This window comes from Ancylobacter mangrovi (assembly GCF_024752335.1).
GTDB lineage: Bacteria > Pseudomonadota > Alphaproteobacteria > Rhizobiales > Xanthobacteraceae > Ancylobacter > Ancylobacter mangrovi.
Genome location: NZ_JANTHY010000001.1, coordinates 635,787 through 651,145 on the forward strand (window position 1 = coordinate 635,787; position 15,359 = coordinate 651,145).

The 15,359-nt window shown below is 66.4% G+C and carries 20 protein-coding genes; 7 read left to right on the plus strand and 13 right to left on the minus strand.

The features are described from left to right. The first annotated feature begins 496 nt into the window (after window positions 1–496). Window positions 497–2,746, plus strand: a complete 2,250-nt coding sequence (locus NVS83_RS02965) for an arylsulfatase (RefSeq protein WP_258737990.1) — start codon at window positions 497–499, stop codon at window positions 2,744–2,746. Window positions 2,747–2,817: 71 nt separating this feature from the next. Here NVS83_RS02965 and NVS83_RS02970 read toward each other — a convergent pair whose 3' ends face one another. The 3 genes from NVS83_RS02970 to NVS83_RS02980 form a co-directional block, all read right to left on the minus strand. Next, window positions 2,818–3,108: a DUF1330 domain-containing protein gene (locus tag NVS83_RS02970; RefSeq protein WP_258737991.1), complete on the minus strand. Its 291-nt coding sequence runs from the start codon at window positions 3,106–3,108 to the stop codon at window positions 2,818–2,820. A 183-nt stretch (window positions 3,109–3,291) separates the two neighbouring features. Then, the gene (locus NVS83_RS02975) at window positions 3,292–3,726 is read right to left on the minus strand and encodes a lipid-binding SYLF domain-containing protein (protein ID WP_258730826.1); all 435 of its coding nucleotides are present in this window, start codon (window positions 3,724–3,726) and stop codon (window positions 3,292–3,294) included. Between the two features lie 532 nt (window positions 3,727–4,258). Continuing rightward, entirely contained in the window at window positions 4,259–4,405 is a 147-nt protein-coding gene (locus NVS83_RS02980; protein ID WP_258737992.1) for a hypothetical protein, read from the minus strand. Window positions 4,406–4,776: 371 nt separating this feature from the next. Here NVS83_RS02980 and NVS83_RS02985 point away from each other — a divergent pair, with 371 nt between their 5' ends. From NVS83_RS02985 to NVS83_RS03000, 4 genes are all read left to right on the plus strand, one after another. Further along, window positions 4,777–4,986 carry a cold-shock protein gene (locus NVS83_RS02985; protein ID WP_258737993.1) on the plus strand — a complete coding sequence of 70 codons (210 nt, stop codon included), beginning with the start codon at window positions 4,777–4,779 and terminating at the stop codon, window positions 4,984–4,986. 110 nt (window positions 4,987–5,096) lie between these two features. Continuing rightward, window positions 5,097–5,363: a hypothetical protein gene (locus NVS83_RS02990; RefSeq protein ID WP_258737994.1), complete on the plus strand. Its 267-nt coding sequence runs from the start codon at window positions 5,097–5,099 to the stop codon at window positions 5,361–5,363. A 165-nt stretch (window positions 5,364–5,528) separates the two neighbouring features. Then, window positions 5,529–5,846, plus strand: coding sequence for a hypothetical protein (locus tag NVS83_RS02995; protein ID WP_258737995.1), 318 nt, complete (start codon window positions 5,529–5,531; stop codon window positions 5,844–5,846). After that, on the plus strand, window positions 5,843–6,019 hold the full coding sequence (locus NVS83_RS03000) for a hypothetical protein (RefSeq protein ID WP_258737996.1): 177 nt from the start codon (window positions 5,843–5,845) through the stop codon (window positions 6,017–6,019). The genes NVS83_RS02995 and NVS83_RS03000 overlap by 4 nt, the downstream gene beginning before the upstream one ends. Before the next feature lie 157 nt (window positions 6,020–6,176). On the opposite strand, the gene NVS83_RS03005 is transcribed toward NVS83_RS03000, so the two are convergent. Then, window positions 6,177–6,479 carry a hypothetical protein gene (locus NVS83_RS03005; RefSeq protein WP_258737997.1) on the minus strand — a complete coding sequence of 101 codons (303 nt, stop codon included), beginning with the start codon at window positions 6,477–6,479 and terminating at the stop codon, window positions 6,177–6,179. After that, the gene (locus NVS83_RS03010; protein WP_258737998.1) at window positions 6,476–6,712 is read right to left on the minus strand and encodes a hypothetical protein; all 237 of its coding nucleotides are present in this window, start codon (window positions 6,710–6,712) and stop codon (window positions 6,476–6,478) included. Before NVS83_RS03010 ends, NVS83_RS03005 begins: the two co-directional genes overlap by 4 nt. A gap of 182 nt (window positions 6,713–6,894) precedes the next feature. Between NVS83_RS03010 and NVS83_RS03015 the strand changes: the two genes are divergently transcribed. After that, the gene (locus tag NVS83_RS03015) at window positions 6,895–7,392 is read left to right on the plus strand and encodes a YciE/YciF ferroxidase family protein (protein WP_258734993.1); all 498 of its coding nucleotides are present in this window, start codon (window positions 6,895–6,897) and stop codon (window positions 7,390–7,392) included. On the opposite strand, the gene NVS83_RS03020 is transcribed toward NVS83_RS03015, so the two are convergent. Next, on the minus strand, window positions 7,379–7,714 hold the full coding sequence (locus NVS83_RS03020) for a hypothetical protein (protein WP_258737999.1): 336 nt from the start codon (window positions 7,712–7,714) through the stop codon (window positions 7,379–7,381). The genes NVS83_RS03015 and NVS83_RS03020 overlap by 14 nt on opposite strands. Window positions 7,715–8,091: 377 nt before the next feature. Here NVS83_RS03020 and NVS83_RS03025 point away from each other — a divergent pair, with 377 nt between their 5' ends. Beyond that, the gene (locus NVS83_RS03025) at window positions 8,092–8,319 is read left to right on the plus strand and encodes a hypothetical protein (protein WP_258738000.1); all 228 of its coding nucleotides are present in this window, start codon (window positions 8,092–8,094) and stop codon (window positions 8,317–8,319) included. On the opposite strand, the gene NVS83_RS03030 is transcribed toward NVS83_RS03025, so the two are convergent. The 7 genes from NVS83_RS03030 to NVS83_RS03060 form a co-directional block, all read right to left on the minus strand. Next, entirely contained in the window at window positions 8,320–8,640 is a 321-nt protein-coding gene (locus NVS83_RS03030; RefSeq protein WP_258738001.1) for a DUF982 domain-containing protein, read from the minus strand. A 223-nt stretch (window positions 8,641–8,863) separates the two neighbouring features. After that, window positions 8,864–9,085 carry a hypothetical protein gene (locus NVS83_RS03035; protein ID WP_258738002.1) on the minus strand — a complete coding sequence of 74 codons (222 nt, stop codon included), beginning with the start codon at window positions 9,083–9,085 and terminating at the stop codon, window positions 8,864–8,866. Beyond that, window positions 9,082–9,405: a hypothetical protein gene (locus NVS83_RS03040; protein ID WP_258738003.1), complete on the minus strand. Its 324-nt coding sequence runs from the start codon at window positions 9,403–9,405 to the stop codon at window positions 9,082–9,084. Before NVS83_RS03040 ends, NVS83_RS03035 begins: the two co-directional genes overlap by 4 nt. A 105-nt stretch (window positions 9,406–9,510) precedes the next feature. Continuing rightward, window positions 9,511–9,849, minus strand: coding sequence for a hypothetical protein (locus tag NVS83_RS03045; protein WP_258738004.1), 339 nt, complete (start codon window positions 9,847–9,849; stop codon window positions 9,511–9,513). After that, window positions 9,846–10,712 carry a glycoside hydrolase family 108 protein gene (locus NVS83_RS03050; protein ID WP_258738005.1) on the minus strand — a complete coding sequence of 289 codons (867 nt, stop codon included), beginning with the start codon at window positions 10,710–10,712 and terminating at the stop codon, window positions 9,846–9,848. Before NVS83_RS03050 ends, NVS83_RS03045 begins: the two co-directional genes overlap by 4 nt. 543 nt (window positions 10,713–11,255) lie before the next feature. Next, on the minus strand, window positions 11,256–13,967 hold the full coding sequence (locus tag NVS83_RS03055; RefSeq protein ID WP_258738006.1) for a hypothetical protein: 2,712 nt from the start codon (window positions 13,965–13,967) through the stop codon (window positions 11,256–11,258). A 65-nt stretch (window positions 13,968–14,032) separates the two neighbouring features. Continuing rightward, on the minus strand, window positions 14,033–15,358 hold the full coding sequence (locus NVS83_RS03060) for a tail fiber domain-containing protein (protein ID WP_258738007.1): 1,326 nt from the start codon (window positions 15,356–15,358) through the stop codon (window positions 14,033–14,035). Between the last annotated feature and the right edge of the window lies 1 nt (window position 15,359).

Here is a 15,359-nt window from a genome sequence, read left to right on the forward strand (position 1 = left end):
CGGCACGTGAGGCTGGCGGCGTGCCTGTGGGCGCGCATGACGATCTCCAGGAACCGCCCGCACGCGGCCTCGGTCCGGATGCCCGCATGAGCGCGCGCCGGTCGCCGGGCGAGGCGGCCCGCTTTGTCCGCCGAAGCCGATAATCCGCAAGGGTTTGGCCGATGCGCGGCGGGACAGGCAGACATATCGGCGACAGCGATGAGAATGGCCCCGATCTGCCGTAGCGGATACTGGAGCGTGGTGAGATCTCCGCCCGGTAAGTCCGGTAATACCGCTCGTATTCACCCGGACGTTTAGAGATTTTCGCGGGTTCGATTTGGATATAAGCTGCCGGCGCGAAGAATGAGCCGACAACAGGCGCGGCATCTCCACGGGGGGTGTTATGAAGACGCTTTGTCTCGCGGTCAGCCTCGTACTCGCCGGCTTCGGCGCGACGGGCGCGAGCGCTCAGGGAACGGGTTCCGATACATTTCAACCGGGCCGCACGGTGCTGCCGATGCCGCTTCCGCCCTTTGGCGGCACCATCGGCGAGACCTACAAGGAATCGACGCCGGACTGGCCGAAGCTTCCAACGCCGCCGCAAGGGGCGCCCAATGTGGTGCTCATCCTGCTGGACGATGTCGGCTACGGGCAGACGAGCACGTTCGGCGGACCCGTGCCGACCCCCTCCCTCGATGCGCTCGCCGCCGAGGGGCTCCGTTTCACCGAGTTCCACACCACCGCCATCTGCGGACCCTCCCGCGCGTCGCTGATCACGGGACGCAACCATCACAATTCGGGATCGGGCTTTCTGGCGGAATGGGCGACAGGCTATCCGAGCTACGACAACCTGATCCCGCGCAGCACGGCGACGATCGGCTCGATACTGAAATATAACGGCTATTCCACTGCGTGGTTCGGCAAGAACCACAACACGCCGGATTGGGAAAGCAGCGTCGTCGGGCCGTTCGACCGCTGGCCCACCGGCCTCGGCTTCGACTATTTCTACGGTTTCATCGGTGGAGAGACCAACCAGTACTATCCCGTCCTGTTCGAGAACACGACGGCGGTCGAGCCGACCAGGTCGCCCGCTCAGGGCTATCATTTCATGACGGACATGACCGACAAGGCCATCGGCTGGATGCGCTATTCGAAGTCGGTCGCGCCGCAGAAGCCGTTCCTGCTCTATTTCGCTCCGGGAGCCGCCCACGCGCCCCACCAGCCGCCCACCGAGTGGCGCGACAAGTTCAAGGGGAAGTTCGACGCCGGATGGGACGCCATGCGGGACGAGACCTTCAAGCGCCAGCTCGCCCTGGGTGTGGTCCCGCCCGGGACCAAGCTCACGGCGCGACCGGACTGGGCGCGGCCGTGGAACAGCCTGACCGACACCCAGCGCAAGGTCTATGCCGCGTTCATGGAGAACTATGCCGGCTATCTCGCTTTTACGGACCATGAGGTAGGCCGGCTGATCGATGCCATCCACGCCTTGCCGGACGCCGACAACACGCTCGTCATCTACATCGTCGGCGACAATGGCGCGAGCTCGGAGGGCGGGTTCGACGGCACCATCAACGAGGTGAAGATCTTCAACGGCTTCGCCAAGCAGGATCTTTCCGAGATCGCCGCGCATCTCGACGAGCTCGGCGGCCCCAAGACAGAGCCTCACTATCAGGTCGAATGGGCCTGGGCCGGCAACACGCCGTTCCAGTGGGTCAAGCAGGTCGCCTCCCATCTCGGCGGGACCCGCAACCCGATGGTGGTCTCCTGGCCCGCGCGCATCCGTGATGCCGGGGGAATCCGGCCGCAGTTCACCCATCTGATCGACGTCCTGCCGACCGTGCTGGAGGCGGCGCACCTGCCGGCGCCGAAGAGCGTGGACGGCATCGAGCAGAAGCCCATGGACGGCGTGTCGTTCCTCTCGACATTCGAGAACGCCGAAGCGCCGGAGGTGCGGACCCGGCAATATTTCGAGGTGTTCAGCAACCGGTCGATCTATGACGGCGGCTGGAAGGCGAATGCCCAGCACACCTTGCCCTGGCGCCAGGAATATGCGCCCGGCAACTGGAATCTCGATCGCTGGGAGCTGTACAACCTCAATGAGGACTACAGCGAGTCCGTCGATCTGGCGGCCAAGATGCCGGACAAGCTCAAGGAGATGAAGGCACTCTTCAGGGAGGAGGCGGACAAATACCACGTCTATCCCCTCGACGACCGCGGCGCCCAGCGGCTCCTCGAGCCCAAGCCGACGCCCTCGGACCCCGGCCGCACGCATTTCGTCTTCTATGCCGGTGCCACGCGGCTCGCCGAGACCGCCGCGCCCAACACCAAGAACAAGTCGCACACCATTACGGCCGGGATCGAGGTGCCGCAGGACGGCGCGGAAGGGATCATCGTCGCGGAAGGCGGCATTTCCTCCGGCTTTGCGCTGTTCGTGCGCGAAGGAAAGCTCGTCTACCACTACAACTGGTTCGACGAGGATCGCAGCGAGATCGTCTCGGCCGAGCCGGTGCCGGCGGGCAAGTCCACCGTCCGGATGGACTTCGCCTATGACGGCTCTTCGGGCGAGACGGGGAAGGGCGGGACCGTGACGCTCTATGTGAACGACCGGCAGGTCGGCAGCGGCCCCGTGCACAAGACGGTACCCGGCCGCTTCGGCATCGAAACGTTCGGCATTGGCGAGGACAGCGGATCGCCCGTGGCGAACAGCTATCAGCCGCCTTTCCGCTTCACCGGCGGCATCGACGAGGTGGTCATCGACCTCAAATAGCGCCCCGTCGGTGCGCGGGTGCGTGACGTATACCGCTAGCAGGATTCGGGACTTAGGACGGCCTGCGCCGCTCAGACACCTTCGACAATTCGAATGTCGCGCTCGGCGCCATTTCCCAGCGCCTTCAACGCTTCCTGATAGGCCGCGCTGTCGTGAGCAGCCCTGGCGTGATCGACGGAATCGAACTCGATCACCACCGTGCGCTGTTGCAGGCCGACTTCATAGACGTGGCTGGGCAGCCCGCGCACCAAGATCCGCCCGCCCGCGGCGACGATCGCGGGACCGCTCAGCTTGGCATAGGCGGCCAGCGCATCGGGATCACTGACGGAGCGATAGGTCGCCACCCAATAGGCCTTCGCCATGGACATGTCCCCACTTGGCTGATCGAGTTTCGCGGGGACTATACGCCATGGCGGTCGCGCGAAAGAAGTCCGCGCGACCGTTGTGGGTGAGTAGCGGCCGCAGATGCGACCGGCCGGCGATGTCGCTGGGCTGATGAAGACGTGCGCGGCGTTCGTCGCCGCGCCGAATCTCCATCGAAATCCTCACTTCAGCGACAAGGCCAGTCCGCTCAGATCAAGGCTGACGATGACGCCCTTCTGCTCGCCGCTCAGCTCCAGAATGGCGCCGTTCTGGTTGGTCAGGACGACGACTTGCGCGCCCTTCCCGAGCGCGGCGCCGGCGCCGCCCTGGGCATAGACGCCGGCAATGTCAGACGGGCGTCGGATATTCTTGACCGTCCCGTGCAGGCGAGTCTCCGAAGCGCCGAAGGTGAAGCCATAGCTCAGCCCTCCGACCGAGAGCGGATATTTGCGGCCCTGAAACGTCAGCACGCCGTCTCCGGCTGATCCGCCGACCACGAAGCCGGCCTTCACGAGACGAATGCTGATCGAGCCTTCAGCGGCATTCGCCAACGATGCGGCGCCGATGAGCGTCGCCAATGCGAGAAGCCCGACCTTCAGTACCGACAGGATTTTCATCGACGATACCCTCCCAACTAGAACGATGCGCCAAGTTGCGCATCGCTAGACAACGCCAACGCCGGCGTTTCGTTGCCCGACAACCGCGAGAACGAATGCCTTTTCGCCGGGCAGGAATCATGCCGTGTGTGTGCCTCCCGCGCCGGCGGCTCGTTATGGCAACGGTAAACCCGCACGGCAACCATGAGGGAGCGGAACTGACGGGACCTCTGCTGATGGGTCTGTCAGAGGTGCCGACCATCACTGCCAAAGGCGCCGGCGCGCTACATACAACTCCTCGGTCAAAGACGCTCTGGGACGACCGAGGAGAGTACTTGGTAGCGGGAGAGCGTTACCGCCACGACCCCACCACAGCCGGGCCTAGGTTCTGCCTGCGTATAAGAGGGTAGGAGACGCCTTCCGGCGGTTACGGCATGCGCGTTGGGTGCAATTCTACGGCTGCCGTCCCGACGCCCAAAGGCGGGTGCGGGAGACGACCGCCGCCCGCCGCCTAACCCAGGGGCTCGGGCGGGCCTGCGTCGACGGCTCGCCGTTAGCCGATCTGTTCGATGATGATGGCGCGGATCTGCTCGCGCGTCAGGCCGCAGGGCTCCGGCTTCCAGTCCGCAGCGGGCCGCGTTGTGGCGGGCATGGTTCCGGTTCGCGGCCTGATGGCCGTCGTGGTCTTGTTCTTGATCATGATGTTCCTGTGCGCGCGTCACTCCCGACCGGGGGACGTGCGACGAAATTTCGGCATTTCTGGAAAGGGGCCCGCTTACCGAAAAAGGGCGGGTCATGTCGATCTGTCGACGATGCGGACCCTACGCTGGAAATACGAACTAAAGAAGGCCAGCGGGCCGGACTGACCGAAATTCCATGTCAGCCGAAATAAAGTCGGGGACAGCTTGTAAAATTTCAAGGAAGCCTATATTGTAATCCTATCGATCTTGCACGTTGAACCCAGTTTTGCGCAGAATTGCGCTGGGCGAATTTCCTCTCAAATCGATATCAACGTGACGCTCGCGCGATTGCGGGCAATCGAATTTCTATGTCGGCTGAAAGGATATTGTCATGGCGACAGGTACTGTGAAGTGGTTCAACGGGCAGAGAGGCTATGGCTTCATCCAGCCTGATCAGGACGGACCGGATGTGTTCGTCCACATCACCCAGGTGGAACGTTCGGGCTTGATGAGCCTGAGCGATGGGCAGAAGATTTCGTTTGACATCGAGGCTGACCGCCGCAGCGGGAAGCAGTCGGCGGCCAATATCAAGGCTGCCTGAAACATTGCCTCCGGTCCTTGACCACGGATGTACTGGCAGGGGCCGTCGAGGCATTGGGAGAGGCCGGGGCAACCCGGCCTTTTTTTTATTCTGGAGGGAGACGGGACATCATGGCCGGCATAACCCGAGACAATGTGTTCAAGCCCAATCGGAGCAAGACCGAAGCCAAGGCGGAGGCGGTATCGCGCACGGCGATGGGCATCGTCGAGCAGGAGGCCAAAAGCCGGGCGGCCAAGATGGCACGTCTGCGCGAGGCCAGGCTTGCCAGAGATGCGGCGGAGCCCGGCGAGCCTTCGGAGCCTTCGGACGTAAAGCGCCGGGTTGCGGCCCCGCGCGTTCGCACGGGCCGCGGCCGTGGCGCACGCGAAGCCGGTTGACCGGCTTGCGTCGGAAATGATGGCCTGCCCGAAGCAGACATCGAATGTAGTATTGGCGAGAAAAATGCTAGTGTGCTCCATCATCGGAGATGTCTCGGGCATCCGGCGACTGGAAGATATCGGCCTCGCCGACGTGCTTTCGCTCAACCGCAAGGGAGCCAGCACGTGACTGATGAAACTCGCTACTTCACGGATCAGGCAGCATACGACCCCGATGTCGTCGAACTGATGGATAGTGTTCTTGAAGAAGCATGCCGACAGGCGCTTCAATACGCTCATGTAAGTGACAGTGTCCGCAGCTCGCTGGCGAGGGCCACCATGGAGGGCGTTCAGCGAGGGATGCGGGACGCAGAGCAACTCGTCGAATTCGTCATGAGCGCCATTCCGGCCGCCAGGGACGCCCTTGAGCGCGACGAAGCTTCCGGGGGGTGCAGCAGCCTCGCCGTGACGGCTGGAGCGGGCGTCGGGGAGGAATGTCCATGAAGGTCACCGTATGCAGCTATGAAGAGCAGGTGCCGCCCGGCGAATTCGTGCGCCGGGATTATAAATTGAAGAAGGGTGCGCTGAATCCGGACCTTCGGGAGGTCAAGGGGACCGACGAGGACGTGGAGGAGTGGCGCCTGGACCCGCTGGGGCGGTATCATCCGCCGAAGTAGCGGCGCAGGCGCCGTTGGGGCGGATGCCATGCATTGCGCTTGCTCCACCGTCATCGGCAGAACAAAGGCCCCCCGACGACCACGTGCCTCTGTGCTTTTGCGCAAGGTCCGTTGACCTCGCTCCTTCGAAGGTTTCGCGGGAAGCACCTTCTACCATTCACCTGCCCCTTCCACCCTTGACTACCGAGAAGGCGACGCGCGGTTCGTCGGGCGGACGGACAGGCGGCCAGTCCAGCAGCCGCGCGTCGCAGCCCAGCCGATAAGGGTGGGATTCGTGCCGATGTCGACAGTCAGAAGAGAGCCGCCGCACCAGCTCGTGCAAGTCGATCTCCGGCCCATAGCAGGCGGCGAGGCGCGCCAGCCGGTACGCGCCGAAGCGCTCGCAGCGGGCACAGTGGAGGCGCACCGTCACATAGGGGAAGTCGGAGAGCCGTCCTCTGAGCGGCAGGGACGATCTCACGCGGCGTCGCCCCCGCCTTCCGCACGCAGCTTCCGCGACGGCCGGCCGCGAATGTAGCCCCAGGAGGCTTCCTGCCGGGCCATCTCCAGCGCCACCTCGAGATATTGCTGGCCGATGAGCAGCGCCTTGATCGTCGCCCGCAAATCGCCGTCGCAGGCCGCGATCGCCTCGTCGACATCGGCCTCCGAGATGGCAATGGGTTCCCGTTCGGCGGGCGGTTGCTCGCTCGGCATGGTCGTCTCCCTCGTCTGAGGAGGGATTGATTCCACGAGAACGAAAAGAGAACAAGCCCGGCGGAAGGGCATGTCACCGTTTTGAGGAGAGGCTGACGGAAGACGACGGCGTGACGGCCCGGAACCAACGTTCCGCGACGTCGTTCTTCACCCGCTTGGGGTTGGCATCGATGGAGATCGACATGACGGACAAGGCCCTCGACACCCTCTTTCATGAGACCCTGAAGGACATCTATTTCGCGGAGCGGAAGATCCTGAAGGCCCTTCCCAAGATGGCCCGAGGCTGCCAGGCGCCTGAGCTCAAGGCCGCTTTCGAGAAGCATCGCGACGAGACCGAAGGTCAGATCGAGCGGCTTCAGCAGATCTTCGAACTCATCGGCAAGCGCCCGCAGGGCAAGACCTGCGCGGCGATCGAGGGCATCCTCGAGGAAGGCGAGGAAATCCTCGAGGAGTTCAAGGGTCAGCCTGCGCTCGATGCCGGCCTCGCTGCTGCGGCGCAGGCGGTCGAGCATTACGAGATCAGCCGCTACGGCACGCTGAAGCGCTGGGCGCAGGTGCTCGGCATGAAGGATGCCGAAAAGCTGCTCGACGCCACGCTGCAGGAAGAATCGAAGACCGACGCGGCGCTGTCGAAGCTCGCGGACAAGGTCGCGAACAACAAGGCGCTCAAGGCGGCTTAACCTGCAGAGGGCTCGGGTCGAATTCGGGTCCTCGCATGCGTCTGGCCGGGTCTGGCGCGGGCCGGCTCCATCTCGGTGGGGCCGGCCCGCGCGGCGAGGTGGGTTCATACCCGTGGCGAAACCAGGGGGGTGCCCGCCAGGCGAAGCGAAGCAGTTCATCCCGTTCGCGCAACCCGAGCTTCGCGCCCTCGAGCACCGCCGAGGCCAGCATGGTGCGGATGCCGTTGTTCAGCGGCGCATGTGCCGAAGCCCAAGCGCAAGCCTCATCGAGGACCTGCTCAAGCAGGGTCACGGTTTCCGGATCGTAGCTCTGAGCGAACATCACCGACGCAACTCCCTCTCAGGATGGCGACGCTCATGTAGACGAGCCGGGGCGTTCCGCAAGAGCCGATGTTGCTGACTGGAAACGAAAAAATTCGCCTCTCGCGGGCGCAAGGTGAAATCCTCAGGCGGCTACCACCGATCCCGCAATTTCATCACCGAAAGATCGCAACAACCACGCCGCTTCCACTGAGCGACAAAGCGTTTCGTTGCCCCGGCGATCTATGCGCTGGCGCTGAATTATCGTATGGCCCGCAATCAGAACCACCGCCCCGACGCGCGGAGTATCTGGTGAGGAGCCGGAACCTCCGGCCGGGTCGGAACTTCGACATTGCAGAGTCGAGCCCGAGCGGAAACGCCTGCATGCCGGGAATAAATTTGACCGATCAGCACCTCGCCATATTGCGAGCGATGGCCACCGACCATCTCCGCGACGGGAAGCTGCGCCTCCACACCGTGGCCCCTATTCGCGGCCGGCTTCCGCCGGGTCATCGCGACGGTGATATCCTCGAAGTGCTCGATCACCTCGAGCTGACCGGCCATATCACGCGAGAGGGCGGAGGAATCATGCTCTCACCGGCCGGCCTGGTCGCATGCATCCGCTAGCTATCGTCTCCGGCGGCGCCCCGAACGGAACAGCCACGGCCGAGCGATACGTGCGGACGCTCGCGCCTCCGGCAGGGGCTGCGCTTCGGCAAGGATGCCGGCATCTTCGGCCGCGGCGATGAGAGCCGCCCGGAATGGACCGACGGGCGCCGCGTTCTCCACGACGCCGATCGCAGCATACACCGCCGCCCGGTGCAGTTCGCTCCCGTCATCGATCTGAGGCCAATGGTTGTTGAGGAAGCGCATTGCCCCATCGACGTCGGCGAGGGTGCGCCGGGTCGAATCGTTCTCCCACACATAAACCGGCGCCATCGGGATCATGCCCGATTCAACACCGGACGGGTCGCGCGGTTCACGTTGAGGAAGCCAAAAAACGCCCCGCCTCCTCTGAGCGCTTGGACGGGCAGGAGGCAGGGCAAGGGATGATTACAGGCTCTTCTTCAACGAGTCTCTGCGCGAGGGGTTCCGAAACGCGAAAAGACCCCGCCCTCCCGGAGGAGGGCGAGGCGAGGTCAGGCATGTGCCGCCGCCAGGAGGCAGCCGGTTATCCGTCGGGATGACGGATTCCTTCGAGCGGCGCCTGGTCGTGCAGCCCCTTCGGCGCCTCATACGCCGCCCGGATCAGCAGCGCGGCGAGCGCCAGCAGTTCCTCGGCCGAGCCGTGAACGCGGTTGTGCCGGCGCCGGACCAGGACGATGCCGGTCGGCTTGTGGCGGGCGATCCGCTCGCCCGTGTCGATCGGCGGGATCGACGGGGCATCCATCATCCGCCCCTCGAGCGCGCCGGCGGCGCGAACGCCTTGTCGATACGCCCGCTGATATTGTCGAGGCGGTTGAGGATCTCCTCGCGCATCTGCACAAGGCTGTCGTGCCGCACATAGTGCTCGGCGGCGAACAGCTTGTGCTCGGCGAGCTGCTTGTCGAGCAGGCGCACCTCGGCATGCAGGGCCGCCTGCTGCGTCGCCATCGGCTTGACCTCGGCCTTGATGCGATGCTCGATCCGCAGCCACACGCCGACGATCGCGCCGAGGATCGTTCCCAGCCCGAACACGGCATCCCATGTCACCGAGCCCGTCACGGCCGCCACCCGCAGACCTCGCGGCCAACCGCGTTGTTCGCCTTCACCTGCCGGATGGTGGCGTCGGTATCGTCAGGCGACCACGTAACGGGTCTGAGAGCATCGCACACGGCCCTACCCGTCGCGCCGCCACCCGTCGTCGTCGCGCAGCCCGCCGCTGTCAGAGCGGCGCTCAGAAGCAGCGCGAGCCGCATTGCCTTTGTCGCGGATGTCGTCGGCACGGGCCTGCTCCTTCTGCTGTGCGCGTTCGAGGGCGCCGGCCGCGCCCCGGTTGCGGCCGGCCTGATAGGCCAGCCCGCCGGTGAGGATGAGAAGGACCGCGCCCTTCACCGGCGCCGGTAGCAGCGCCCACACGGGGCGCCAGACCTGATAGGTGCAGGCGAGGATGGCGAGCCCCGCCGCCAGCCATGCCCACCAGGGCGTCCAGTCGAGGATGGCGCCGAGCACGTTCATGCCGGCACCGTGCCCAGCGCGTTGAGATCGGCGCGGGCCTCGCCACTCACCAGCGCGGCAACCTTGCGGTTGCGGTGCGAGGCCCAGATGCCATAGGCGACGCCGCCGACCGCCACCGCGACGCCGGCGACCACGAGGCCGGCGAACACGGTGTCGATCCAGCCGCCGGCGCCGACGAGGGGATGCAGCGCGTCCTTCGCCTGGTCGATCGCGACCGCCGCGCCGCCCCCGCCGACAATGGCGCCGGCCGAGCCGCCGATCGGCGCCGCGGGCGTGGCGAGATCGGCGAGACTGGCCCGGGCCGCCCCGGCATCGCCGGCGACCGGCACCGGGCCGACGCTGCCGCGGGCGGCCGCCTGCCCGTGCGCCAGCACGTCGTCGAGGCGGCGCGTCCATCCCGTGCCGAAGGTGCGCCACGTCTTGAGGCCGCGCAGCATGGCGAGGCGGCGGGCGATGATGTCGGCGACCAGCGTGTCATGGTCGGGGTAGCGGGTCAGCGCCGCCAGCGTGACCGTGCCGACGATGCCGTCGGCGCCGACGCCGAGCGCGCGCTGCAGCCACTTGACCGACTGCGCGGGGCCGGAGTTCACGGCGCCGTCGAACACCACATAATCGACGCCGGACGGCAACTCGTCGCCGCGGATCGCATCCCAATACTGCGCGCGGTAGATCGCCGTGACCTCGTCGTCGCCGATCCGGCGCACGCTGCGCGCCGGCGCGCCCTTGCGCCGCCGCCAGCCGTCATAGACGCGCTGGGTGATGCCCTTCATGGTCGCCCCGCCGGGATCGGCGGGATTGTTGGCGTAGCCGCCTTCGTGAACGAGCACGCGCTTGAGCGCCTCGTCGAAGCTCGACGCGGTCATGGAAGTCTCCGGAGTGTGAGGAAGCGAAAATAAATCGATCGCCGGAAGGCGGCCGAGTGGGATAAGTATCTGGCGGCGAAGGTCGTGGGCCTCGCGACATCGGCAGACGCACGAGACTTGGAATCTTGTGCCTTACGGGCCTGCGGGTTGAGGCCCGTCATCCGCTTCGTGCGGAACTTGCAGCATCAGGCACAACTACGTGCAGCAGCACTCTTGATCGACGCCCTGCTCGGCCCTGGACCGGCTGACAGGTGTACTCGCGTCGGCAATGGAGCCCTTTTCACCGTAAAGGAGGTTTGTGTGGTTAGTCGCAGAATTCCACCAGCGCAGACCCTCCATCCGGGGCCGATGTCTTCGCGCCGCGCCCGCTTCGAGGCCCGGCGGGCGCGCTGCTACAGCCAATCTCTTCCTGCAGGGCACCCTTATGCGGTCCTGCCGATATGGGTTCCCTATGTCTTCGCGCGTGTTTTCGGCAGTCTGTACGCCACGATTTCGGCGGTCGGGAAATGAAGCTGCGGCTCCGCCTGTCGGTTCCTCTTCATCTCAGGCGGGCGCTTCGGTCGTGACGATGCTCGCCGTGCCCGAGACGGGCGTTCCGGCGCCCGAGATGCGCGGATCGACCAGCATGAGGGACGAGTCGGCGAGCTGGCGGTAATGCGTGCTCACCGGGTCGATCGAGAGCGGGCGGATGCACCGCATCTGCTCGGCCGCGGCAGCGCCGGAGGCGAAGTTGTGCACGTTGCCGATGGCGATGCAGTCGATCAGCGTCGCATCGGTCGACACCCCGCCCTCGTTGCCGTCCGGCCCGCCACGATTGCCGAAGCCTTCGCCGACCGCGCCGTCGATCCCCGCGCCCTGACCGTTGCGGTGCGCGATGCAGTGGCTCGCCCACAGATGCGCCCCGCCGGCCGGCAGGAACCCGCCATCGTCATTGTATTCGGACAGGCACTCCTGAGCGGTCGCGTTGCAGCGCTCGTGATTGGACCAGCCGTCGTCGCCATTGAGGGCGCTGTAGAGGAAGCGGTCGAGCACGCCCTGGTCGCGATAGCTCGCGGCTTCCAAGTTCAGGCTGTCATGGTCGCCGAACCCGTCCTGCGTGTTGGCGATCGCCGCACACATCTCGCGCACGCCCGATGAGTTGCTGCCCTGGAAGCCGGTGGTTGCCGCGCCGAGCGAGACGCACTCGCTCAATCGCCACCGGGCGACATTGGCGAGCACGAAGCCGGAATAGGCATAGCAGACCTCGATGCCGTGGATCTCCAGATAGCCGGTCTTTTGCGGCACCGCGTAGTTCACCCCGCCCGAGAGATTGGTGACGAGGTTCGGCGGCACGTAATAGGTCCTGCCGCTGGCAGTCGGGTCGGCGCTGCCGGGGGCATGGATGTAGAGCTTGCCGCCGGCATAAAGCCAGCAGCCCGGCGCGGCGTCGAGCGCGGCGAGGCTCGCCGCCTTGCGCATCGGCAGCGACGGGCTGCGGTACTGACGCCCCCGGTGCTGCGGGAAGCGCTCGGCCATGGCGATGGCGCTGAACGGCGTGTCATGCTCGAAGATGAACTTCGCCACCGGCGCATAGGCGATGGCCGCCTCATAGATGTTCGCGTAGCCCGCGCTCTTCGCCCAGCTCGCGCTCGTGAAGGGCATGCCGTGGATGAGGCGCACCCGGGCATTGCTGCCGGCGGCGATGCGCAGATCCCCGACCACGGGATTGTAGATGTTGGCGCCGGTGTAGCCGAGGCTGAAGCGGCCGCCGATATAGTCGCCGCCGCCGAGGATGATCTCACCCGCCAGCGTGCCGTCCGGGCGCGCCAGCATCTGCATGGCGCGGTCGGGCGTCGCCACCGGAGAGTCGGGCGAGCCGGAGGCGCGGTCGTCGCCGGCCGGGTCGATATGGATCACCGAGCGGTCGCGGATCAGCGCCGGCCGCCAGCCGGGCCGGTTGCCGACCGCGAGGCTGATGCGGCTGAACTCGATCGAATTGCCGGCGACGCTGCCCGCGTCGATGAACAGCTCAACATAGGAGCAGGCCGGGTCGATCGCGATATTGCTGACGCTGAGGGGCTGCTCGTTCGGGTTCGTCACCAGTCCGTTGGCGAGGGTCTGGCGGGTGCCGGCGATCTCCGCACTGGCGGCCGTGAACTGGCGCAGCAGGATGCGCGGATTGCCCGAGGCAGGCCGCAGCACGTTCTCGATCGTGATCGCGAAGGAGAAGGTGTCGCCGGCGATCTGCGAGCGATAGGTGCGCACCGAGGCATTGCCGGTGGTCAGCAGGCCGGTGCGGCGCCCGCGCGCATTGCCGACACTGAGGACGCCACCGGCGCCGACGATCCACGTCGTGGGCGAGCCGGGCGGCGGGGTGAAGCGCAGCAGCAGCGGGTCGGTGAAGATGTGCGGATTGGTCTGCCCGGTGTCGAGCGCGTCGAGGGTCGAGGCGACCTGCTGCCCGAGGGCGGGCACCGTGGCGTTCGACTTTTTCACCCATGAGCCGGCGCCCGAGGCGCCGCTCTTGACGTAGAAGCCGGCATTGGTGCCGTCGCCCAGCACCTGCCCGATCGTGCCGGCGGCATGGGCGAGGTCGGCGGCGAGCACCGCCAGCGTGTCATAGGCGATCGAAGGATTGGCGACCGCCTGCTGCGCCTGATCGCGCGCCGCCTCGGCTGCGGTGCGGGCACCGTTCGCGCCGTCTTGCGCCGCCTCGGCGCCGGTCCGGGCGGTCAACGCTTCGTCGCGCGCGGTGACGGAAGCGTCACGCGCCGCCTCGGCCTCGCCCTTGGCAGAGGTCGCTCCGTCCTCGGCCGAGGCGGCGACGCTCGCCGCCTGCACCGCGGCCGCGCTGGCGGCGACCGCCTCGGGCGTCAGCGAGCCGGGCACGCCCTGCAGGCCCGGCACCTGCACCACCGCCATCTCGGCGCCGAGATATTCGCCGGTGCCGCCGACCGTGATGGTGCCGGCGGCGATCTTCGCCCGGCCATCCTCCGACGTCGCGTAGACGTCGACGGCGGTGCGCTGGCCGAGCGGCAGGGCGTCGACGAAAGCGCCGTGGTCGACGATCACGACGCCGTCGACCGCGCCCTCGTCATCGGGATCGACAAAGGCCAGCCCGCCCTCCGCCGTCGAGAGGGTGAAGGGCGCGCCGCCGGCGCGCGGCGTCACCTCGAGCTCGACCAGCTTGCCGGCGAGGTTGATGTCGGCGAAGCGGATCGCCGGAGCCGGCGCGCTCGTGTTTCGGTGCAGCGGAATCCTGATCGTGGCGGTCATCTCGGCTCCGGACATGAAAAAGCCGCCCGAAGGGGCGGCGCAGGGCGAGCGGAATGGCGGGCCGGTCAGTCCGGCTCGAGGGCGGAAACCCGGGCGGCAAGTTCCTGAACGGCACCGATGAGCAGGGTGATAAGCTGCTTGTCGGCATCGGCCGAGAAGCGGAGATAGGTGCCCGTGTAAGCGGGCACCTCGGGGCCGTTCTCCCCGATCGTCGGGGGCATGCCGGCCTCCTCGATCGCGCGCGGCAAGACCGTCTGGACGTTCTGCGCGATCAGGCCGGGATGCGTTCCGGCCGTGTGGGCAATCGGCAGGCCCTCGCGGAAGCTGAAGGTTTTCGGCTGGAGGGCGAGGATGGAAGTGAGCGCATCGCCGAGCGGCGCGATGTCCTGTTTCAGCCGCTCATCCGAGGGCGAGGAGTTGATCAGCACCCACGAATTGCCGTCGACATTGTAATAGAAGCCGCTGTTCCAATGGAGCGACAGCGTATTGGTCATGTTGATGCGCAGGACGCCGCCGAAGGTTTCATCGCGGAAGCCCGTACCGGCGACCTTGCCATCGGCATATTTGAAGCGCCCGAAATCGGTGGAGTTGACCGTGAGCCGAACGGCGTTCGCGGCAGGTTCCGCCCCGATCTTGATCGCATAGCCCGTCGCCTGCGAGACGCCCGTACCCTCCTGTACCGGCGCATAGCCTATGGCGCCCAGCAGATCCGACGCCATGTCGGCCGCGGTGACATCCCCCGTCCGCCCGGCCAGCGTGCGCACAAGGCCGCCGCCGGCCTGCAGGGCGGCGCCGATCTGCGTCGCCGTCACCGCGCCGACCTGACCGACCACGCTCGACACGCCCGCGGTCAACCCCCAGGCGCCGCCGAGCCAGGCATAGGTCAGCCCGTTCGCCTCGCTGGCGACATGCCACCCGCTCGCCGGCACGGTGAAGGCCCAGTCGGTGCCGGTCCATTGCGCGAGCTGGTTGGCGTGGCCGGCAAAGGCGCCCGTGGGCGCGCCGCCGACGACATAGATATCGTCGAGCACCGGCGCGCCCGGCGGCGCGTTCTGACCTACCGCCCTGGCGACATAATAGGGCGCGGTTCCCTCGAGCAGGGCGGCGGCGCGCACCAGCTCCTGCGCGCGCTGCGCCAGATAGGCGTTCGAATAGCGCACCGGGCTGTCATAGCGCGCCACATAGGCCGCATCCTCGAGCGCATCGCCCGGCCATGCGAAGCCGAGGGTCAGTTGCGTGTTGCTGTCGACGGTCGTGATCGGCACCAGCAGCCCGTCGGCGAACAGCGTGTCGCCGGGCTGCAGAACCATCGTCCACAAGGTGCCCGCGCCGGTCACGACGGTGCCGCCGGCCGCCACGCTCAGCGTGCCCGTTGCGTAGAAGCTATTCATC